We start from the raw sequence: 21,223 nt of genomic DNA, 5'->3' as shown, positions 1-21,223 counted from the left end.
ACTCAATGGGGGAGGGGGGGGCCGGTGGGGGCTGTTACGCCGCCGTGCGGTGCATGTACTCGATCAGATCGATCTTCGTGACGATGGCGAGGATCTTCTCGCCCTCCTTCACCACCGCCACCTTGTCCTGGTTGAAGACCTCGCGCAGCCGGTTGAGGCTCGTCTCGGGCGACACCACGCCCTGCAGCGGCGCCACGATGCTGTCGATGGTGTCCGCGAACTTCGCCTTGTTCGCCACCAGCGCGTTGAGCAGGTCGTACTCGTGGATCATCCCCACCGCGCGCCCGTCATCGCTGAGCACCGGCATCTGGCTGATGCCGTGCTGGCGCATCGCCTCCACCACCTGGTCCACCCGCTCGCCCTTGCGCGCGGTGATGACAGCGCGCTTGCCGTTGAGCAGGTCGCGCACCGTGCCCGCGCCCTTCTCCTCCAGGAAGCCGTTGTCGCGCATCCACTCGTCCGAGTGGAACTTGCTGATGTAGCTCATGCCGGTGTCCGGCAGGATGACGACGATCGTCTTGCCCTTGCCCACTTCCTTGGCCAGCTGCACCGCCACGTGCACGGCCGCGCCCGCCGAGCCACCCGCGAAGATGCCCTCCTCGCGCGCCAGCCGCCGCGCCGCCACGAAGCTCTGACGGTCATCCACCTGCCGGATGTCGTCCACCACCTTGAAGTCCATGGCACCGCACAGCATGTCCTCGCCGATGCCCTCGACCTTGTAGACGTGCGGCTCGGTCAGCTTGCCCGTCTTGAAGTAGCCCTCGTACACCGAGCCCTCCGGGTCCACGCCCACGTTCTTCAGGCCCGGAATCTTCTCCTTCAGGAACTTGCCCGCGCCGCTCATCGTGCCGCCCGTGCCCAGGCCCGACACGAAGTAGTCGATCTTCCCGTCCGTCTGCTCGTAGAGCTCCGGACCGGTCACCTTGTAGTGGGCCTCGATGTTGTCCGGGTTGTGGTACTGGTTGAGCATGAACGCGCCCGGGGTCTCCCGGTGGATGCGCTTGGCCGTCTCGTAGTAGCTGCGAGGATCCTCCGCCGGCACGTTCGTCGGAGTCACCACCACCTGCGCGCCGAGCGCCTTCAGGCGGTTGATCTTCTCCAGGGACATCTTGTCCGGCATGGTGAAGATGCACTTGTAGCCCTTCACCGCCGCCGCCAGCGCCACGCCCATGCCCGTGTTGCCGCTCGTGTTCTCCACGATGGTGCCACCGGGCTTGAGCTTCCCCTCCTTCTCGGCCTTCTCGATGATGTAGAGGGCCATGCGGTCCTTGATGGACGCGCCCGGGTTCATGAACTCGCACTTGACCAGAACGGTCGCGTCGTTGGGCCCTACCAGCCGGTGGAGCTTCACCAGGGGCGTGTGGCCGATCGCGGAGAGAATGTTGTCGTGGATTTCCATCTGAAGCTCTCGTTGGGGAAGGAGAAACCGGCGCCCTTATAACTGCCCCGGTGGTGCCGGTCGACCTCGGCCGGCTGCCCGCCCCCCTCTTTGAGGAACACACCCGGCCCCTCCTGTCCTTCCGACACGGTGCGGCGAAGGGCGAAACCGGACAGCGGGCGGCCACTCGGGCCCCGGGTCCCTCATGTCGAGCATACGACCGCTCGTGAAGTGTCCCCGCACACGGGCTTTGACCCGGCTGCTTCGCACTCCCATACTCCCGCGCCGCCTTTCACGAACCCCCCCGGAGAACCGTCCACTTATGGAAATCGAGGCCGCGCTGCGCGACCAGGTAGGGAAGGCCATCGGCCGCCCCGTGCCCCAGGCCCCCATCAAGAAGCTCAAGGGTGATGCGAGCAACCGCTCGTACTACCGCGTGGGGACAGCCCCCGAGAGCTGGGTGGTCATGGTGATGCCCCTGGATGCCTCGAAGAAGAGCGAGGAAGCCTCCAAGGGTGAGCCGCCCAAGGAGCTGCCTTTCGTCAACGTGCACCGCTACCTGGAGAAGCTGGGCGTCCGGGTGCCGCGCATCCTCCGCTACGACGAGCCCGCGGGGATGATGGTGCTGGAGGACCTGAGCGACGTCACCTTCGAGGCGGCGCTCGAGGGCGGTAAGCACAACCAGGCCCTGTACACCCGCGCGGTGGACCTGCTGGCCCGCCTGCGCGCCCAGGCCGAGCGCCTGCCCGACGCGGACTGCCTCGCCTTCACCCGCGCCTTCGACGAGGACCTCTACGACTGGGAGCTGCACCACTTCCGGGAGTGGGGCCTCGAGGCGTGGAGCGGCAAGAAGCCCACCGACGCCGAGCGCGCCGAGCTGGACCACACCTTCCGCGACATCGCGAAGCAGCTGGCCGCCGCTCCCCGGGGCTTCACGCACCGGGACTACCAGAGCCGCAACATCATGATGAAGGACGGCGAGCTGGTGGTCATCGACTTCCAGGACGCCCTCCAGGGTCCGCGCCAGTACGACCTGGTGGCGCTGCTACGCGACAGCTACGTGGAGCTGGACCGGGACTTCGTGGACACGATGCTCGACCGTTACATCGCCACCTTCGCCGAGGCGACGGGCGAGCGCATCGAGCCCAAGTCCTTCAAGGCCTTCTTCGATCTGCTCACCATCCAGCGCAAGCTGAAGGACGCGGGCCGCTTCGAGTTCATCAACCGCGTGAAAGGCAACCCGGGCTTCCTGGTGTCCATCCCCGCCTCGCTGCGCTACGTGCGTGATGCGTTCAAGCGGCGGCCGGAGATGAGCGGGCTGCAGAAGCTGATTACGAAGTACGTGCCCGAGGTGGGCTGACAGGAAGGGGAGGGGCGGCACATGAAGGCGATGGTCCTTTGCGCGGGGCTGGGTACGCGCCTGCGTCCGTTTACCGAGCGCTGGCCCAAGCCGGCGATGCCGTTCCTCGGGCAGCCCCTCTTCCGCTACCACCTGGCGGTGCTGCGGGCTGCCGGAGTCCAGGCGGTGGGCATCAACACCCACCACCTGCCGGACGTCATGGCAGCCACCGCTCGCGCTGAGTGTTCTCGCGCGGGCCTGCCGCTGCACGTGGTGCACGAGCCTGTCATTCAAGGCACCGGCGGCGGCATCCGCGGCCTGCGGGACTTTCTCGCGGGCGATGACTTCATCGTCTTCAACGGCGACATCCTCTTCCCGGTGGATTTGCGCCCCGTGGTGGCGGCGCACCGGGCTTCGGGCGCGGCGGCCACCATGGTGCTGCTGCCCATGCCCGAGAATGAGAAGTACGCCGCCGTGGAGATGGATGCGGAGCGCCGCGTGCGCCGCATCGCCAGGTTCGGGCCCGGGGGAGAAGGGCTTTCGCCCTGGCACTTCACGGGCGTGCACATCATGTCCTCGCGCGTCTTCGACTTCATGACGCCCGAGGGCCCCGAGGACATCAACCGCGACGTCTATGTGCGGATGATGGAGGCGGGCCTCACCGTGCGCGGCGAGGTGGTGCGCTCGTACTGGTCCGACCTGGGCACGCCTTCGCGCTACCTGTCCACCGTGCGCGATGTGCTCTCCGGGCAGGTGCCGCTGGAGGGCCTGGGCGCGGACTCACCCTTCGTTTCGGCGCCTCGTGCTCAGGGGAATTACTGGGCGCATCCCTCGGCTCGCGTGAGTGGGGCCCAGGTGACGGGGCCGGCGCACTTCGATGCGGGGTGTTCCCTGGCGGAGGGGGTGAGAGTGGGGGCCTCGGTGTCCGTGGGGGCGCAGGCCCGCGTAGGCCCGGGAGCCCGGCTCGAGCGCTGCGCCATCTTGGAGGGGACGGAAGTGGCTCCCGGCGAGGAACTGGTCGAGGTGATGGCCTGGGGGGCACACCGGGTGCCAGCGCCGCTCAACGGGTAGGCCCTCGTCAATCGAGGAAACGGCGTTGCCACCGCTGGATGTCCTCCTCGGTGAAGCCACTCCAGGAATTCGTGCTCCTCCACAGCCAGGGCTCCAGTATACGCGCCAGCTCGCGGTACTCAGGCAGTGTGCGGCCCTGCTCCAGGTCTCCGGCTTCCGGCCACTTCCCCAGCGTCACCACCGCTCGGTCGCCCTCCAATTCCTGCACGGTGGTGTGGGGCGAGTGCAGCCGGGCGCGCAGGCCCGCCGTGCCTCCCAATTCCCCCAGGACTGGCTGGCCCAGGAAGGTCAGCCAGTGTGCACCCTTCACCCGCGTGCCGATTTGGCCGGTCGCCATGTCCAGGTCTGGAATGTCCAGACCGGGGTAGCGGAAACACAGGTCTCGGATGGCGCTGTGCATCCCGAGGAGGTTCTCCGGGAAGAGGAAGGCAAGACCGGCATGGCCCGTGTTGAAGGGCAGCACCGCCGCCAGCTCCAGTGCCAATTCTCGCACCCGTCCCGGCCCATGCTCCTCCAGGTATTCCGTCGGCAGCCAGAAGGCCGCCGCGCACACGTCGCCAGGTTTGGCGGGGAAGAGGGGGTGGTCGAACTGCTGGCCACAATAGAAGAATTCGTAGCAAGTGGCGTCGCTCGAATCCCCGAACAGATTGAGATTCGTGCCAACATTCTCTAGCAGCTCGCTCCGGACGAATTCCCAACCTTTGTCATCGAGCTTCTGCGATTCGCCTTCATAGTCGGCGTACAACCCGAGCGCCTGAGGGCCCACCGCACGGTGATAGACCTCCAGGGCGCGCATCACGGCCGGTGCCACCTCGCGGTGAGTACGGCGCATGTAGAAGGTGATGTTCACGCCCTCCCGGATGGAGAGGTAGCGCCCGGTATCGTAGACGCTGTAGAGACGTACTCGCGGATAGTGTTCGCTCATTGGGTGACTCCCATTTGGGGTGAGACGAAAGATGGATCCCGCTCTCCATTCAAGAGTGCGTCCTTGTACTTTTTTCCCTGGTTATGAGGGTGATGCGGGTGGCCCTTGGGGTAGCTTCTCCATCTGAGCTTGTCCTTGGTGTCGGGCAGGCAGGGGAACTTGTAGTCGTAGACGCGCTGGACCTTGTCCGGATTGCCCGACTCATGAATCACCACGTCGGGAACCAGCGTTCCCAACAGCAGGTCGAAGAGCCCGTCCCGTATCCACTCCGCCACCTTCTTGGGGTCGAGCATCCGCCACCGGCTCGTCTGCGGGTCGTACTTGTAGCGCGGCTGTACAGTGAAGTTCTCCGGGAAGATCTTGCCGAGCTCCCGCTGGACGCAGGCGAGGGCCAGGTCGTGCTTCTTGTCTCCGAGCTCCATGGCCCGTGTCACGTCCTTGCCGTTCTCCTGGCGAACCACCTCGTTGCACTGCTCTCGAGTAGGACGGTTGCCCTGGCCAAACTCGTCCTCGTTGACCTTGAAGTTCGCGTCCTTCGCGCAGCCGACCAGAATGCTCTCGATGCGCGCTACTTCCGCGGCATCCAGCACCTTCGCGGCGGCGACGGCGGTGCGGGCGGCATCCACGGTCCGTGACAGCCAGGGGATGACCGCCTCGTCCCCCGGTGTGGCGGTGTAACAACCGGGGTTGCGCAGGCAGCCGTCCACCGCCGAGTTCATGCTCTGCGCGTAGTGCGTGGGCGCGCGTTGGCTCGTCGTGCCGGCGCATCCGGCCAGCAGCATGAGTGCCACCAGGGTCAGCACTTCCGAGCAGCGGCGCTGCCTCGCGCCTGCTGGGCGCGGGCCAATATGACAGGTTGACATTCTCTGCCTCCGTGTGGGCCGGTCAGCGTAGCCCGGCAACTCCAGGGCAGGATGGCCGCGAAGGGCTCATCCCCTGCCTGGGTCCCACGGAATGCTGTCAACGTGCCGCAGTCAGTTGTCGTGGAAACGCGCCAGCACGCAGGTGACGTTGTCGTTGCCACCCGCCGCGTTCGCCATGTCGATGAGCTGCGAGCACGCCTTCTCCAGCTCCGTCGTGCGCGCGAGAATCTCCTGCATCTGCGGATCCGTCACCATGCCGGACAGCCCGTCCGAGCACAGCAGGAAGATGTCGCCCGGCTGCGCCTCCACCTTCGCCACGTCCACCGCCACCGTCTCCTTCATCCCCAGCGCGCGGACGATGACGTTCTTGTGCGGGAAGTTCTCGATCTCCTCCGGCGTGAGCTTCTTCGCCTTGAGGTAGTCGTTGAGCAGGGAGTGATCCTCCGTCACCTGCTTCAGAACGCCCTGGCGGAAGAAGTACACGCGGCTGTCGCCCACGTGCCCCACGTACGCCGCGGAGTCGGTGAAGTGCACCGAGACGATCGTCGTCCCCATGCCCTTGTACTTCGTGTCCGTGCTGGCCTTGTCGAAGATGCTCTTGTTCGCCAGCTTGATGCCGGTGGCCAGCCGGTTCTCGTCGTAGTTGCGGCCCTTGTCCATCTTGAACGGCCAGGTGGCGTCCTGGTCGCGCGACGTCATCCGGAAGAACTCGGCCAGCTCCTCCACGGCGATCTTCGAGGCGATCTCTCCGGAGGAGTGTCCGCCCATTCCGTCGGCGACACAGCACAGGTTCTCGTCGTTCAGAATGAGGTAGTTGTCCTCATTGTGGTTCCGCTTCATCCCGACGTGGGTGGTGCCAGCAACCTCGATGCGCATGCTCGCGGAGTCTCCAACGTGTCCCGGATGTGCCGTGGACGGGGGGGCAGGTTAACAAAGCGCGACGAAGGGGGTCAAAACCCCAGGTGCCCGGAAGGTAGGTCTCTTTACTCCCATCCAGGGTTCATGCCACCTGCTCGAACACGAGCCGGTCGCCCTCCTGGGTACCGCTCGCCTGCAGGGCTCCCGCCGGCAGCTCCAGCACCGACTTCGCCTGGAAGTACACCGAGGTCGCTCGCCAGGGAGGCAGGGCCAGGAACTGCTTGACGATCACCCCGTCCCGGTCGAGGAAGGCCACGTCGATGGGGATGCGCATGAAGAAGGTATGGATGGAGTTGCAGGGCACGATGTGCAGCCCCTCCCCAAAGGCCAGCGACCGCCGGCCCATCAACCCCACGAATCGGGCCGAGAAGGACTCGGCCCGCTCGGCGCGGTCCGCCAACAGGCGCTCCCGTGTCACATTGCTCACCTTCAGGCGCATGAGGCGCCTTCTACCCCAATGCTCCTGCCCCTGGCGCGCCCCTTCCACCTCGTCCTCGTCTCCCCCCAGATTCCCCCCAACACCGGCAACATCGCCCGGCTGTGCGCCGTCACCGGCTGCCGCCTCATCCTCGTGGAGCCCCTGGGCTTCTCCATCGACGACCGCCACCTCAAGCGCGCCGGGTTGGACTACTGGGACAAGGTCTTCCTGAAGCTCTACCCGGACTACGACGCCTACCTGGCCGAGTGGCCCTCGGCCAGGCGCTTCCTGTTCTCCGCCCGCGCCGCTACATCCCTGTATGCCGCCCGCTTCGAGGAGGGAGACCACCTGGTTTTCGGCTCGGAGACCCAGGGACTGCCCGCGGACATCATCGGGGGAGGCTCGGGCACGGCCGTCACCATCCCCATGCTGCCCGAGCGCCGCAGCCTCAACCTGTCCACCTCGGTGGGAATCGCAGCCTATGAGGCCCTGAGACAGGTGCAGTTCGGCGCAGCGGCCGGGCAGGCGGGCACTCCAAGTTGAGGGGAGGGGCGGAAGGACTACACTGGGGGCCGCATGCCCCCCTCGCAGGTCGCCGAAACGCTGTACTTCGCCCATAAGTCCCGCTCCACCGGCCGGCTCACGCTGCACGCTGGTGGGCGTGAAACGCTGCTGTTCCTCCAGGAGGGTGACCTGGTGGGGACGCGGCTCGGCTTTGGGTTCCAGACGCCCGTGCAGGCGCTGATGCAGGCCGGGCGCATCCGCGCCGAGCTGCTGGATGCGCTGTGGGCCCGTGAGAGCGCGGGCACGCCGGACGAGGATTTGCTGGAGGAACTCGGGCTGGCGCCGGACGCGGTGGCGGAGCAGCAGGTGCTCGCCGAGGTGCGGCGGTTGAGCCAGCTCGCCGAGCGCGCCGCTTTCGAAGAGGGTGGGGTGGAGGCGATGTTCCGCCCCATTCCGGGGACTCGCGTCGTCCGCGCGGCCCTCGAGCCCGCGGGAGCTGAGACCCCCGAGGCTCGCATGTACCGCTGCGAGGATCCGGGGGCGTGTGCTCCCTGGGTAGCCAGCGCGGAGGAGATGGCCCTTCTGCTGAAGCTGTCGGACTTCCAGCGCTTGGATGGGCTGAAGCCCGCGCAGGAGGTGCTGCTCCACGTCCTCGAGCGCGAGGGCTTCGTCGAGTCGCTGTCCATCGAGGCCTGGGAGGCCCGCGAGCAGGCACGACGCGAGGAGGAGGAGGCCCGGCGTCGCGAGGAGGAGGAAGCCCGCCGATTGGCCGAGGAGGAAGCGCGGCGCGCGGAAGAGGCACGGTTGGCCGAGGAGGCTCGGCGCGCGGAAGAGGCGCGGCTAGCGGAGGAGGCGAGACTCGCGGAAGAGGCACGGTTGGCCGAGGAGGCTCGGCTGGCCGAAGAGGCCAGACTCGCGGAAGAGGCGCGGCGTCGGGCGGAGGAAGAGGCCCGACTCGCGGAAGAGGCTCGGCTGGCAGAAGAGGCCCGACTCGCGGAGGAGGCTCGGCTGGCAGAAGAGGCCCGACTCGCGGAGGAGGCTCGGCTGGCAGAAGAGGCCCGACTCGCGGAAGAGGCTCGGCTGGCAGAAGAGGCCCGACTCGCGGAGGAGGCTCGGCTGGCAGAAGAGGCCCGACTCGCGGAAGAGGCTCGGCTGGCAGAAGAGGCCAGACTCGCGGAGGAGGCACGGCGTCGGGCGGAGGAAGAGGCCCGACTGGCTGAAGAGGCCCGACTGGCTGAGGAGGCCCGACTCGCAGAGGAGGCTCGGCGCCGGGCCGAAGAAGCTCGGATCGCCGAAGAAGCCAGACTCGCGGAAGAGGCTCGTCTAGCCGAGGAGGCGCGGCTCGCAGAAGAGGCTCGACTGGCTGAAGAGGTGCGGCGTCGAGCGGAAGAAGAGGCTCGACTAGCCGAAGAGGCCAGACTCGCAGAAGAGGCGCGGCGCCGGGCTGAGGAAGAGGCTCGACTAGCCGAAGAGGCCAGACTCGCAGAAGAGGCGCGGCTCGCAGAAGAAGCTCGATTGGCTGAAGAGGCGCGGCGTCGAGCGGAAGAAGAGGCGCGGCTCGCAGAAGAGGCCCGACTCGCGGAAGAGGCGCGGCTTGCAGAAGAGGCTCGACTGGCCGAAGAGGCGCGGCGCCGGGCTGAGGAAGAGGCGCGACTGGCCGAAGAGGCACGCCTTGCTGAAGAGGCGCGCCTTGCTGAAGAGGCGCGCCTTGCTGAAGAGGCACGGCGTCGAGCGGAAGAAGAAGCCCGACTCGCGGAAGAGGCTCGTTTGGCCGAAGAGGCGCGCCTTGCTGAAGAGGCTCGACTGGCTGAAGAGGCTCGGCGTCGGGCGGAGGAAGAGGCTCGACTCGCCGAAGAAGCTCGGCTCGCGGAAGAGGCGCGGCTGGCTGAGGCGGCCCGACTCGCCGAAGAGGCCAGGCTTGCGGAAGAGGCTCGACTAGCTGAGGAGGCGCGGCGTCGAGCGGAAGAAGAGGCTCGGCTCGCCGAAGAAGCTCGGCTCGCGGAAGAGGCTCGACTGGCTGAGGAGGCACGGCGTCGAGCGGAAGAAGAGGCTCGGCTCGCCGAAGAAGCTCGGCTCGCGGAAGAGGCTCGGCTCGCGGAAGAGGCTCGGCTCGCGGAAGAGGCTCGACTCGCGGAAGAGGCTCGACTGGCTGAGGCGGCACGGCGTCGAGCGGAAGAAGAGGCTCGACTCGCCGAAGAAGCTCGGCTCGCCGAAGAAGCCCGGCTGGCGGAAGAGGCTCGACTCGCGGAAGAGGCTCGACTGGCTGAGGAGGCGCGGCGTCGAGCGGAAGAAGAGGCTCGACTCGCCGAAGAAGCTCGGCTGGCGGAAGAGGCTCGCCTTGCCGAGGAGCGACGGCTCGCGGAGGAGGCTCGGTTCGCCGAAGAGGTCAGACTCGCTGAGGAGGCCCGCCGCCGGGCCGAAGAAGAGGCCCGGCTCGCTGAAGAGGCCAGACTTGCTGAGGAGGCTCGTCGCGCCGAGGAAGAGGCTCGTCGGATCGCGGAGGAAGAAGCTCGCCGCGCAGAAGAAGCTCGACTGGCTGAAGAGGCGCGACTGGCCGAAGAGGCCCGCCGCGCTGAAGAAGCGCGTCTCGCTGCCGAGGAGGAGGCTCGTCGCGCGGAGGAGGCTCGGCTGGCCGAGGAGGCTCGGCTCCGTGCGGAGGAGGAATCCCGGCTCGCCGAGGAAGCCCGCCGACTGGCGGAAGAAGAAGCTCGGCGTGTCGAAGAAGCGCGTCTGGCGGAAGAGGCTCGCCGTGCCGAGGCTGCCCGCATCGCAGAGGCGCAGCGCCTTGCCGAACAACGGCGCCCCGCAGAGGTCTCCCAGCTGTCGGACGTGGCTCTCTTCGCCGAGTCGGCCGAACTGCAGGATGGCGAGTTGATCCTCACTGGCTCGTCGAGCGAGCCCCTGGTGTCCGCGCGTCCTCCCGGGGTCAGCTATCTCTCGAGTGCATCCGTTGCCCCCATCTCCGATGTCGCGCCTTCTTCCGAGGTCTGGTTCGACGCACCCCCAGCCGAGGACACCGCTGCGCTGCCTGAGCACGAGGACACCAACGCCCTCCGCCTCGCGCGCGAGCAGGCCGATGCTGCATTGATGCAGGACATGCAGGAGGCCATGCGTCGGGCTGGGGCTCCTCCTCCCGAGTCGTGGCTCATCGAGGAGTCCGTTGCATCCCCCGCGCCCGTGGCCCCCACGCCCACATCCACCGCGACCCAGGTGTCGGCGCTCGACATGGGTGATGAGTTGGACTGGGGCGACCTCGTGGTTTCCGAGCAGTCCGCGCCTGCCGCGCCTGTCCCCGTGGCACCTGCGCCCGCCGCGGCTGTCCCGGTAGCCCCAGCTCCTGTGGCGCCTGCTCCCGCCGCGCCTGCCCCTGTGGCGCCTGCTCCCACCGCGCCTCCTCTGGCTGCGCGCCCATCGCCCGCGGCGCCTCCTCGGGCCGCTGTTCCTCCGGGCCTCCGTTCGCCCGCGGCCGGTGCTCCAGCACCCGTCCCCCCAGGTCTTCGTTCGCCTGCGGTCGGCGCGCCTCCTCCCGCTCCTCGGGCACCAGCCCCTGCTCCCCGTGCGCCCGCTCCTGCGGCTCCCGTTCCTCCAAATCTGTCCGCCCGTACCGGTGCTCCCGCCGCTCCCGCTCCTGCCCCCGCTCCCATGCAGCCGCTCCGGTTGGGGCCGGACGCGACTCGTCCCGCGGGAGATGATGACCTCTGGCGCATCGTCACCTTTGACAACGCGCCCTCGGGCGAGGCCCCTGGCGACATCAACGCCTCCTTCGAGGCCGCGCTGCAGCAGGTCGATGCCCACCTGGAGTCTCTCGTTCGCACGGATGTGCCTCCAGCGGCTGCCGTTCCCGTCCCACCAACGGGGAAGGCCACTGTCGCGCCTACGCCCGTGGTCGCGCCTCCGTCTCCAGATCCTGCGCCGTCTCCGGCTCCCGTGCCGTCTCCGGCCCCGGCCGCCCCGGTCCAGGCCCGCGCTTCCATCGCGCCCGATGCGTGGGACGACCTGTCACTGGGCGAGGATGACCTGGCGGAGGAGCCTTCCGACGAGGCCGCGAAGGCCCGCCGCCAGGCCCTGCTCCAGCGGGCCGCGCAGCTCGGTTCCCGTCCGGCTCCGGAAGCTCCCGCAGCCTCGGCGCCGTCTCCCGGCGCACCCGCCCCCGTCAGCTCCGAGGAGCAGCAGCTCGCCCAGCTCGCCCAAGCCATCGAGAAGCGCTACGAGGACGTGCAGCAGAAGCGTGACCACTTCACCACGCTGGGTCTCCCCATCGACCCGGAGGTGACGCGGGAGCAGGTGAAGACAGCGTTCCTCGGGCTCGCCAAGCGCTTCCACCCGGATCGCCTGCCACCGGCACTTTCCGCGCTTGCTCCCAAGATGACCACCGTCTTCGAGGCCATCCGCGACGCCTACGAGGTCCTCTACAACGACACGCAGCGCGTGGCCTACCTCCAGGATCTGCGCACCAAGAGCGCGTCGCAGGCGACCACCAGGCCCTCGGGAGTTGATCCGAACGATCTCTTCAAGATGGGTGAGGTCTTCTTCCGCAAGCGGGACTTCGCGGTAGCGGCCGAGCACTTCGAGCGCGCCTACAACGCCGAGCCCAGGGCGGTGTACCTCGCTGCCCGGGCGTGGGCCATCTACATGGACCCTCAGCGCAAGGCCGAGCTCCCCAAGACGAAGCAGATGATGGCCGAGGCGCTCAAGCTGGACCCCAATTGTGATAGGGCTCATTACCAGCTTGGGGTGATCGCCCGTGTCGAGGGCGACATGGCCCGGGCTGAGCGTCACTTCCGCGAGGCGGTGCGCGCCAACCCCAAGCACCTGGAGGCCAACCAGGAGCTGCGCCTCATCGAGATGCGCAAGAAGAATCCGCCCCCCACCAAGAAGGGTGGCCTCTTCAGCTGAGGTCTCCCGCTCGGTTGCTCCTCTCGGTTGCTCCTCCATGTATCCGATGAGGGAGGGGGGCCGGGCTTTTCCGGAATACCGCTCGCCTGGCCGGGCTCCGGGCGGGAGTCCGGTGCATTCGGGAAGGGGGCCTGTTCCCCCGGACACCGGACGAGAACCCTGCCCCCTCCGCCATTGACATGCCTGGAGAGCGGGCATGATCATCCGCTCTCTTCTCCGCGCCGGGTTCGCCCCGCGAGGCGCCCGCAGCGAAAGGCATTCGAACGTGGCCAAGCAGCACCTGCTCCTGGTCGATGGTGACCCGAAGAGTCTCCGTGTGATGGAGGTCAGCCTGAAGAAGGCCGGCTTCTCCGTGACGACGGCTATCCACGGCAAGGACGCGCTCGAGAAGGTGCAGATCAGCCCGCCGGACCTCGTGCTCGCTGACACGAAGATGCCGGAGATGGATGGCTTCGAGCTGTGCAAGGCGCTCAAGTCGGACGAGCGCTACAAGCACGTCCCCTACGTCTTCCTCACCAACCAGAAGGCGGTCGAGGCGAAGGTGAAGGGCCTGGAGCTCGGTGGCGACGACTACCTGACCAAGCCCATCTACATCAAAGAGATCGTCACGCGTCTGACGATGATCCTCCAGAAGGTGGACAAGGAGCGCATCGAGCGGCGCGAGACGACCAAGGGCGGGTTCGCGGGCAACCTGGCCGACATGGGCGTGGTGGACCTGGTCCAGACGTTCGAGATCGGCCGCAAGACTGGCACCATCTCCATCAAGGGAGACCGGGTCGCCACCATCTACTTCAAGGAAGGCCGCGTCATCGACGCGGAGATGGGGCGGCTCAAGGGCGAGAACGCGTTCTACCGGCTGCTCAACGCCACCGAGGGTGAGTTCGAGGTCCAGTTCAGCGCGCTGGACAGGCCTGAGCGCATCGAGGTCTCCACTCAGGGCCTGCTGATGGAGGGCATGCGCCGGCTGGACGAGTGGGGCCGCATGCTCGAGCAGCTCCCGCCGCTGGAGACGGTGTTCGAGATCGACTACCACCAGCTCGCGGATCGCCTCTCGGAGATTCCGGACGAGGTCAACGGGCTGCTGCGCCTCTTCGACGGCAAGCGAAGCCTGAGCCGGGTGGTGGAGGACTCGGACTTCGACGACCTGGCGGCGCTGGGCATCATCAGCAAGCTGTACTTCGAGGGCCTCATCCGCGAGCTGGGCAGCGTCTCGCAGGCGCCCGTGCAGAGCGGCAAGCCCGGCATCGAGGAGTGGCTGCACAACGCGCCTGCGCCGAGCGCACCGGCCGAGCCCGCTCCGGAGCCGGTGGCTCCCGCGGTGACGCCCGTGCCCGTGCCCGTGGAGCCGGTGGCCGAGGTGGCGCCGGTGATGGCGCAGCCCGAGCCCGTGGCTCCGCAGGTGGAGCCCGAGGCCGCGCCGGAGCCGCTGGCTCTGGAGGAGCTGGCCCCGGCCGAGTCCGACGAGGATCGGCAGCCGCAGCTCGCCAACGTCGTCGTCTTCGAGTCCAGGAAGCGCCCGCCGATCGTTCCCGAGACGGACATCATCGCGCCTCCGCGCTCGGCCGAGGGTTCATCGTTCCTCGTGGAGCCGGCGCCGGCCCACCGCGCCAAGGAGCAGGAGCGGCGCAGCCTGTTGCTCGACTGGAGCCGGGTGGACGTGGATGGCCTCGGCTCGGCGGGAGGTTGGGGTCCGGGCTGGTCTCCGGCGCCTCGCGCTTCGGCGTCCTCCGGTGCTTCGACGTCTTCCAACGCGCCTGCGCCCGCCAGTGCACCGGCCTCCACGCCCTCGTCCGCGCCTTCACCGGCTCCGGTGGATACGTCGGCGTCCTCTCGTGGCCCCATCTTTGGCGGGGCCGCCGTGGCCCCCAATCCGTTTCCGCCAGTGCCTCCTCCGGAGCCCGCGACTCCGGCCGAGGAGGTGACGCTGGTGTCGGGTCCGAAGCCCGTCACGCCTGCGTCCGCTGCTGTCGAGAAGCCCGCGGAGACGCCAGCCGAGAAGCCCCAGCAGCTCGCGCTCCCGCCGTACCCGGGCCATGGCGCGCCCGCGCCCTCCGAGCCCGTTGCCTCCAAGCCGGAATCCAAGCCCGAGCCCAAGCCGGAGCCCAAGCCCGCTGCGCAGGCCAGCAAGCCCGCGGAGGATCCTAAGCCGCGTCCGGTGTCGATACCCCGGCCTACGCCATCGGAGCGGAAGATCCCGGCGGTCAGCGCGGAGCCGCAGCCGAAGCCCAAGCGTACCGGCCTCATTGTCGGCCTGGGTGTTGCCGCGATCGCCGTGGCCGCCGCGGTGGTGATGTTCAGCCAGTCCAGCGGCTCGGGCACGCCCACGACTCCGCCTGCGCCGAAGCCCGCGCCCACCGACCAGGTGAAGGCCCCGGAGCCCGAGAACAAGGCCCCCGAGGCGAAGGCGCCCGAGACGAAGCCTCCCGAGACGAAGCCTCCCGAGACGCCGGCCCAGCCGGAGCAGCCGGCCACGGCGGCCCAGACGCCCGTGCCCGACGCGGGGACGCCTCCCAAGCCCGACGAGCAGCCGGCCGTGGCCGCGAATGGCACTCCGCCCGCCGAGGATGACGGCAAGGACGACGAGCCGGAGGCCGCGGCGCAGCAACTGAGCCCCGAGGCCCAGTACGCCAACCTGACGCGCCAGGCGAAGAAGCTCATGTCGTCCGGGCGCTACAAGACGGCGGCCTTCTCGTACCGCAAGGCGCTCAACCTCAAGCCGGACTCAGCCGAGGCGAAGGCGGGCCTGGGCATCTCCCTGGTGCGCAGCGACTCGAGCTACCGCGAGGCCGTCAAGCTGCTGGAGGACGCGCTGAAGGATCAGCCGAACAACGCCCACGCCTGGCTGTGCCTGGGCATGGGCCGGCAGATGGTCCAGCAGGACAAGAAGGCAATCGACGCCTACAAGCGCTATCTCTCGTTGGAGCCCAACGGCCAGTACGCCAACGACGTGCGCGCCGCGCTCAAGTCGCTCGGACAGTAGGCGCGACGGCGGGCTCCTGGTAGAGAGGACGCCCTTTGCTCGTACTCGGAATCGAAACTTCCTGTGATGAGACCGCCGCCGCCCTCGTGGAGGACGGCCGGCGTGTGCTCTCCGATGTCGTCTCCACCCAGGTGGACATCCACCGGCGCTGGGGTGGGGTGGTGCCGGAGCTGGCCAGCCGCAACCACGTGGTGCAGGTCATGCCCGTGCTGCACGAGGCCCTCACCCGCGCCAACAAGACGCTCGACGACGTGGACCTCATCGCCGTCACTTCTGGGCCTGGCCTCATCGGCGCGCTCCTGGTGGGTGTGCAGGTGGCCAAGTCGCTGAGTCTCGCCACCGGCAAGCCCTTCGTCGGGGCCAACCACCTCGAGGGGCACCTGCTCGCCATCCGCCTGCTGGAAGACGCGCCGGAGCCTCCGTTCCTCGGGCTCGTGGTCTCCGGTGGCCACACCAGCCTCTACGAGGTGCAGGACTATGGCCGCTACCGGCTGGTGGGCAGCACCCGTGACGACGCCGCGGGCGAGGCCTACGACAAGACAGCGCGCATCCTCGGTCTGCCGTACCCGGGCGGACTGCCCATTGATCAGCTCGCACAGAAGGGGGACCCGGAGGCCATCCGTTTCCCCCGCGCGTTGCCCGGGGCGGACAACTTCGACTGGTCCTTCTCCGGCCTGAAGACGGCGGTGGCGCAGCACGTGCGCAAGCACGGTGTCCCCGAGGGGCAGGCGCTGGCGGACCTATGCGCCTCCTTCCAGGAGGCCGTGGCGGACGCGCTGTCGAAGAAGTTCGTCGCCGCCGCGCGTCGGCTGGGCCTGAAGAACCTGGTGGTGTGCGGGGGCGTGGCGGCCAACTCGCGGTTGCGCTCGCTGAGCAAGGAGCGCGCTGAGGATCGCCACTTGAAGCTGTACCTCCCGCCGGTGCGGCTGTGCACGGACAACGGCGCGATGATCGCCGTGGCCGGCTACGAGGCCTGGCGTCGGGGTCTGCGCGGGGACTTCAACCTGTCCGCGGACCCGGCCTGGCGCATGTGAAGGTGAAGGGAGCCGAGATTGGATACGCCACGTGACATCCTCCAGCGTCATGGCCTGAGGGCCAAGCACAGCTGGGGGCAGAACTTCCTGGGTGACCCGGACATTTTGGAGGCCATCGCCGACGCGCTGGAGCTGCGTGAGGGCGAGCCGGTGGTCGAGCTGGGTCCTGGCCTGGGCCACCTCACGCGCTTCCTCGCCGCCACGGGTGCACGCGTTACCGCGGTGGAGAAGGACCGGGACATGATCGCCGTCCTGGAGAAGGAGGCCATCTCCGGCGTGCGCGTGGTGGATGGCAACGCGGCCACGGTGGACTTTGCCAAGGTGTCAGGCGCCCCCGAGGTGAAGGTCGCGGGCAACCTCCCGTACCACCTGACCAGCTCCATCCTCTTCCAGGTGCTGGAGCAGCGCGACCACGTGACGCGCGCCGTCTTCACCCTGCAGAAGGAGGTGGTGGACCGGCTCGCGGCCGAGCCGGGCGGGCGCGACTACGGCCTGCTCACCGCCATCCTGGGCCTCTACTTCTCCTCGGAGAACCTCTTCGACATCGACGCCCACCGCTTCCATCCGCCGCCGAAGGTGGACTCGGCGGTGCTGCGGCTGATCCGCCGCCCCGCGCCGCTGGCGCCGGTGGTGGATGGTGCGCGTTTCATCCGCCTGGTGAAGGCGGGGTTCGCGCAGCGCCGCAAGACGCTCATCAACTCGCTGAAGTCGGACAAGTCGCTGGGCTCGGTGGAGCAGCTCCACCAGGCGCTGGAGACGGCGGGCATTGAGCCGATGCGGCGCGCGGAGACGCTCTCGTCCGAGGAGTTCGCCGCCATCGAGCGCGCTCTGGGGCCCGTGACGAGGTAGCTCCAATTTGGCGTCCGGCCCGCTCTGGTGCTAACGAGAAGAGCGGGTCGGAGAGGATTGATGAAACCCCTGCCACTGGAGGAGCTGGAGCCGGTGCTCAACCGCTTCGGCGTGGTGTACGCAGTGTTCGCCCGCCCCGACGGGGTGGTGTTGCTGCGTTGGGGCGACCCGAGTCCCATTCCCCTCCTCGAGGAGAACACCTTCGTGGGGGCCACCCGGGACATGGCTCGCGTCTACCGCTCGTTGGAGCGCATGCTGCTGCCGCAGATGGACGTGCAGGGCGAGTACCTCGGCATCCGCTCGAAGGTGGGCGACAAGGTGGTGTACGCGCTCTTCTTCGAGACGCGGCGCTTCGAGGCGGCCACTCCCGTGGAGCGGCTGCGTACCGAGTACGCCTTCTGCAAGTCGCTCGGCGGCGCGGTGGACGCGGCGCTACAGCCCTGGGTGTCCTCGCGTTAGGGGCTCAGGACTCGCCGCCGCCGCCAAGCACCTTGGCCAGCTCGCCCTGTTGAGACAGCCACGCGCGGAACTCGTCCTCGGGCAGCCGCATGCGAGCCAGCACGTCGCGGAGAATCTCCTCCGGGGTGCCATCCTTGCGGCGCTTGAGCTCCAGGGCCGTCTTGAGGAGGGCCACACCGTAGAGCGGGTCGGGCTCCAGATCCAAGGTGGGAGCCTGGGCCGTCCCGGTGGACGTGGCCCGGCGTGGCTCCAGCTCGATGACCGTCTTCGCCCGCTGCCGTCGATTCATCTCCCTCGGTCCCCGCGCGTCCGCGTCTCCCGCACCGCGCGTGTGTCCCTGGTAGTGGACGCCCATCGAGCCGTCAAGCGTGGTGAGGCCGGCGGGAGCGCGATCATTGCCCGGCCGTCACTCCCGTGCTCTATTCCGCGCCCCGTTCCGGCCGGGGTACAACCCTGCTAGAGCGCGGCTCTCGTGCAGTCGGAGGTCTCGAAGCGGATGGACAACCGCTACATCGTGGTCGAAGGGCCCATCGGCGTCGGTAAGACGAGTCTCTCCAACTTCATCGCCGAGCGCTTCGGGGCTCGACGCGTCTTCGAGAAGTACGAGGAGAATCCCTTCCTCGCCCACTTCTATGAGGACCGGCAGAAGTACGCCTTCCAGACGCAGATCTTCTTCCTGCTCTCGCGCTTCCAGCAGCAGCAGGAGCTGTTCCAGCCAGATCTGTTCAACTCGGTGACGGTCAGCGACTACCTGTTCGCGAAGGACCGCATCTTCGCGTGCCTGACGCTGGACTCGCACGAGCTGTCCCTCTACGAGCGCGTCTTCGAGGCCCTCACGCCCCGGGTGACGCGGCCGGACCTCGTCATCTACCTGCAGGCTCGGTTGGACGTGCTGCTCCACCGCATCAAGAAGCGGGGCCGCGAGTTCGAGCGCCAGTTCGACGCCGGCTACCTGGAGGAGCTGGTCCACGCCTACAACGACTTCTTCTCCCGCTACACGGAGACGCCGCTGCTGGTGGTGGACACCTCGGACATCGACTTCGTCCACAACGAAGAGGACCTGAAGGGGCTGATGGGCGCCATCGACCAGGCGCGTCAGGGTACGCACCACTACCACCCCCACGGTAGCAAGCGGCTGTAAGAGGGGCTCGGCAGCCTGCCGACCCTCAAGAGAAGCCCCCGCGGCGCTCCCGAGGGCGTTAGAGTGTCACTCGGTGGCCGCTTCCGGCGATCCCCTCGGGGACGGTGAGAGGCGTCCATGCATGTACGGCAGGACGTTGAACCCCTACCCCCAGAGGAGGTGAACCGTGAAGGACAAGGTCACCATCCATACGCTGAAGCGCCAGAAGCAGAGCGGCCAGAAGATCTGCATGGTCACGGCCTACGACGCCACCTTTGCCCGCGTCTTTGATGATGCCGGAGCGGACGTGCTGCTCGTGGGCGACTCGTTGGGCATGGTCGTGCAGGGCCATGACTCCACCCTCCCGGTCACAATGGACCAGATGGTGTACCACTCCGCCGCGGTCGTCCGTGGGACGAAGCGGGCGCTCGTGGTGGGCGACATGCCCTTCATGAGCTACCAGGTGTCGGTGGAGGATGCGGTACGCAATGCCGGCCGGCTGGTGTCGGAGGGCAAGGTGGGCGGGGTGAAGCTGGAGGGCGGTGCCGAGTTCGCCGACGTCATCTCCGCCATCACCCGTGCGAGCATCCCCGTCATGGGCCACCTGGGCCTCACGCCGCAGTCGGTCCACAAGATGGGCGGCTACGTGGTGCAGGGCCGCGACGAGGACGCCGCGCGCAAGATTCTCGAGGACGCCATCGCGCTGGAGCGTGCGGGCTGCTTCTCGCTGGTGCTCGAGGGCGTTCCGCTGGAGCTGGCGCGTCAGGTGACGCAGCGGCTCTCCATTCCCACCATCGGCATTGGCGCGGGGAAATACTGCGACGGCCAGGTGCTTGTCTGTTACGACCTGCTGGGGATGAACCCGGACTTCAAGCCCAAGTTCGTGAAGCGCTACGCCAACCTCCACGGCTCCATGTCCGAGGCCGCGGGCGCCTACTTCTCCGAGGTCCGCGCGGGCACCTTCCCGGACGAGGAGCACTCCTTCAAGTCCAAGCCCATCCGCCTCGTGGCCTCCACGCCGGAGCCCACGGACGCGTCCGCCGAGGGCTCTGAGAAGGTGGGCCCTGTCTACGGAGCTCCGGTCTAACCCATGGCCCCGCTCGTCCTTCGTACCGTTGCCGAGACCGTCGCATGGGCGGAGTCCATCCGCCGCTCGGGCCGCCGGTTGGCGCTGGTGCCCACCATGGGCTACCTGCATGAGGGCCATGTCTCGTTGATGCGCGAGGGACGTCGGCGTGCCGATGTCGTCGCGGCCTCCATCTTCGTCAACCCCACCCAGTTCGGTCCCAAGGAGGACCTGTCGCGCTATCCGCGGGACCTGGAGGGGGACCTGGCCAAATGCGCCAGTGCCGGGGTGGAGGCCGTTTTTGCTCCCGTTCCAGCGGAGGTCTACCCCCCGGGGTATCAGACGTACGTGGACGTGGAGCAGGTGAGCCAGGGCCTGTGCGGCGCGCGCCGGCCCGGCCACTTCCGGGGCGTGGCCACGGTGGTGACGAAGCTGCTGTGCATCTTCAAGCCCCAGCTCGCCCTCTTTGGAGAGAAGGACTACCAGCAGCTCCAGGTCATCCGCGCCCTCGAGCGCGACCTGAACCTTGGAGTTGAAATCATCGGTATGCCCACCGTGCGTGAGCCGGACGGGCTGGCGATGAGCTCGCGCAATGCCTACCTGTCCCCCGAGGACAGGCAGCGGGCGCTCGCTCTGTCGCGAGGCTTGGCGGCGGCCCAGGCGCTCTACCGGAGTGGGACGCGCGAGACGTCAGCTTTGGTCGGCGCAGCGCGTCGCGAATTGGAGGCAGCGGGTCTGCGGGAGGATTATGTCGAGTTGGTGGACGCCACCTCGCTGACCCCGCTACCGGCCATCGGTCCGGGCCAGACGGCGCGGATGCTGGTGGCGGCCTTCGCAGGTACCACACGGCTGATCGACAATCAGCCCATCGGAGGCTAGGACGCAAGCGTATGGCGGCTGGAAAGGGCAAGGGCGGGACGGGCGAGTCCGGCATCAAGATCATCGCCGAGAACCGCAAGGCGCGCGCCGCCTACACCGTGGACGAGAAGGTCGAGGCCGGCCTCTCGCTCTCGGGCAGTGAGGTGAAGGCGCTGCGGGCTGGGACGGCGAACCTCGCGGACGCCTACGCCCTGCCCAAGGGCAGTGAGCTCTATCTGCTCAACGCCCACATCGGCACCTACAACCCCTCTAGCTTCTTCGCCCACGAGCCCCTGCGCGGCCGCAAGCTGCTCATGCACCGGGAGGAAATCGACCGGTGGATTACGAAGGTTCGGGAGCGAGGCTATTCCATCATCCCGCTCCTGCTGTATTTCAAGAACGGCCGGGCGAAGGTGGAGCTGGGGCTGTGCAAGGGCAAGACGCACGAAGATCGACGGCAGGACATCAAGGAACGGGAGACGAAGCGGGAGATGGACCGGGCGATGCGCCGTCGCTGAAACGCCCCCCTCGCTCGCTAGCGCACG

General features: G+C 68.0%; 18 protein-coding genes. 12 read left to right on the top strand and 6 right to left on the bottom strand.

Features of this window, described 5'->3' with window-relative positions; genetic code table 11:
• Positions 1 to 34: 34 nt before the first annotated feature.
• Entirely contained in the window at positions 35 to 1,399 is a 1,365-nt protein-coding gene (locus tag OV287_RS40830) for a pyridoxal-phosphate dependent enzyme (protein ID WP_267539440.1), read from the bottom strand.
• A gap of 301 nt (positions 1,400 to 1,700) precedes the next feature.
• Here OV287_RS40830 and OV287_RS40825 point away from each other — a divergent pair, with 301 nt between their 5' ends.
• Positions 1,701 to 2,738 (top strand): aminoglycoside phosphotransferase family protein, encoded by a 1,038-nt coding sequence (locus tag OV287_RS40825; protein ID WP_267539439.1) that lies wholly within the window; start codon positions 1,701 to 1,703, stop codon positions 2,736 to 2,738.
• 21 nt (positions 2,739 to 2,759) lie between these two features.
• Positions 2,760 to 3,788, top strand: coding sequence for a sugar phosphate nucleotidyltransferase (locus OV287_RS40820; protein WP_267539438.1), 1,029 nt, complete (start codon positions 2,760 to 2,762; stop codon positions 3,786 to 3,788).
• Between the two features lie 7 nt (positions 3,789 to 3,795).
• Here OV287_RS40820 and OV287_RS40815 read toward each other — a convergent pair whose 3' ends face one another.
• From OV287_RS40815 to OV287_RS40800, 4 genes are all read right to left on the bottom strand, one after another.
• Complete coding sequence (locus OV287_RS40815) at positions 3,796 to 4,713, bottom strand: DUF3396 domain-containing protein (protein ID WP_267539437.1); 918 nt, start codon at positions 4,711 to 4,713, stop codon at positions 3,796 to 3,798.
• Positions 4,710 to 5,576, bottom strand: coding sequence for a hypothetical protein (locus tag OV287_RS40810; RefSeq protein ID WP_267539436.1), 867 nt, complete (start codon positions 5,574 to 5,576; stop codon positions 4,710 to 4,712). Before OV287_RS40810 ends, OV287_RS40815 begins: the two co-directional genes overlap by 4 nt.
• 111 nt (positions 5,577 to 5,687) lie before the next feature.
• Positions 5,688 to 6,452, bottom strand: a complete 765-nt coding sequence (locus OV287_RS40805; RefSeq protein ID WP_267539435.1) for a Stp1/IreP family PP2C-type Ser/Thr phosphatase — start codon at positions 6,450 to 6,452, stop codon at positions 5,688 to 5,690.
• 124 nt (positions 6,453 to 6,576) lie between these two features.
• A complete protein-coding gene (locus OV287_RS40800) occupies positions 6,577 to 6,933 on the bottom strand; it encodes a DUF192 domain-containing protein (RefSeq protein WP_267539434.1) in 357 nt (118 codons plus the stop codon).
• Between the two features lie 18 nt (positions 6,934 to 6,951).
• On the opposite strand from OV287_RS40800, the gene OV287_RS40795 reads away from it, so the two are divergent.
• The 6 genes from OV287_RS40795 (at position 6,952) to OV287_RS40760 (ending at position 17,634) form a co-directional block, all read left to right on the top strand.
• A complete protein-coding gene (locus tag OV287_RS40795) occupies positions 6,952 to 7,455 on the top strand; it encodes a tRNA (cytidine(34)-2'-O)-methyltransferase (RefSeq protein ID WP_267539433.1) in 504 nt (167 codons plus the stop codon).
• 33 nt (positions 7,456 to 7,488) lie between these two features.
• Entirely contained in the window at positions 7,489 to 12,312 is a 4,824-nt protein-coding gene (locus OV287_RS56725; protein ID WP_444546334.1) for a J domain-containing protein, read from the top strand.
• 265 nt (positions 12,313 to 12,577) lie between these two features.
• A complete protein-coding gene (locus OV287_RS40775; protein WP_267542518.1) occupies positions 12,578 to 15,292 on the top strand; it encodes a response regulator in 2,715 nt (904 codons plus the stop codon).
• Positions 15,293 to 15,327: 35 nt separating this feature from the next.
• Positions 15,328 to 16,326 carry a tRNA (adenosine(37)-N6)-threonylcarbamoyltransferase complex transferase subunit TsaD gene (tsaD, locus tag OV287_RS40770; protein ID WP_267539429.1) on the top strand — a complete coding sequence of 333 codons (999 nt, stop codon included), beginning with the start codon at positions 15,328 to 15,330 and terminating at the stop codon, positions 16,324 to 16,326.
• 18 nt (positions 16,327 to 16,344) lie between these two features.
• Positions 16,345 to 17,175, top strand: coding sequence for a 16S rRNA (adenine(1518)-N(6)/adenine(1519)-N(6))-dimethyltransferase RsmA (gene rsmA / locus OV287_RS40765; protein WP_267539428.1), 831 nt, complete (start codon positions 16,345 to 16,347; stop codon positions 17,173 to 17,175).
• A gap of 60 nt (positions 17,176 to 17,235) precedes the next feature.
• Positions 17,236 to 17,634 carry a hypothetical protein gene (locus OV287_RS40760; protein ID WP_267539427.1) on the top strand — a complete coding sequence of 133 codons (399 nt, stop codon included), beginning with the start codon at positions 17,236 to 17,238 and terminating at the stop codon, positions 17,632 to 17,634.
• A gap of 4 nt (positions 17,635 to 17,638) precedes the next feature.
• On the opposite strand, the gene OV287_RS40755 is transcribed toward OV287_RS40760, so the two are convergent.
• Complete coding sequence (locus OV287_RS40755) at positions 17,639 to 17,923, bottom strand: hypothetical protein (protein WP_267539426.1); 285 nt, start codon at positions 17,921 to 17,923, stop codon at positions 17,639 to 17,641.
• A 207-nt stretch (positions 17,924 to 18,130) separates the two neighbouring features.
• Between OV287_RS40755 and OV287_RS40750 the strand changes: the two genes are divergently transcribed.
• The 4 genes from OV287_RS40750 (at position 18,131) to smpB (ending at position 21,196) form a co-directional block, all read left to right on the top strand.
• Positions 18,131 to 18,775: a deoxynucleoside kinase gene (locus OV287_RS40750; protein ID WP_267542517.1), complete on the top strand. Its 645-nt coding sequence runs from the start codon at positions 18,131 to 18,133 to the stop codon at positions 18,773 to 18,775.
• Positions 18,776 to 18,941: 166 nt separating this feature from the next.
• Positions 18,942 to 19,841: a 3-methyl-2-oxobutanoate hydroxymethyltransferase gene (gene panB / locus OV287_RS40745; protein WP_267539425.1), complete on the top strand. Its 900-nt coding sequence runs from the start codon at positions 18,942 to 18,944 to the stop codon at positions 19,839 to 19,841.
• Positions 19,842 to 19,844: 3 nt separating this feature from the next.
• On the top strand, positions 19,845 to 20,699 hold the full coding sequence (gene panC / locus OV287_RS40740) for a pantoate--beta-alanine ligase (RefSeq protein WP_267539424.1): 855 nt from the start codon (positions 19,845 to 19,847) through the stop codon (positions 20,697 to 20,699).
• 11 nt (positions 20,700 to 20,710) lie between these two features.
• Complete coding sequence (smpB, locus tag OV287_RS40735) at positions 20,711 to 21,196, top strand: SsrA-binding protein SmpB (RefSeq protein WP_267539423.1); 486 nt, start codon at positions 20,711 to 20,713, stop codon at positions 21,194 to 21,196.
• The last annotated feature ends 27 nt before the right edge of the window (positions 21,197 to 21,223 follow it).

Source organism: Archangium lansingense, assembly GCF_026626635.1.
GTDB lineage: Bacteria > Myxococcota > Myxococcia > Myxococcales > Myxococcaceae > Archangium > Archangium lansingense.
This window is presented reverse-complemented; position numbering and strand designations above follow the sequence as displayed.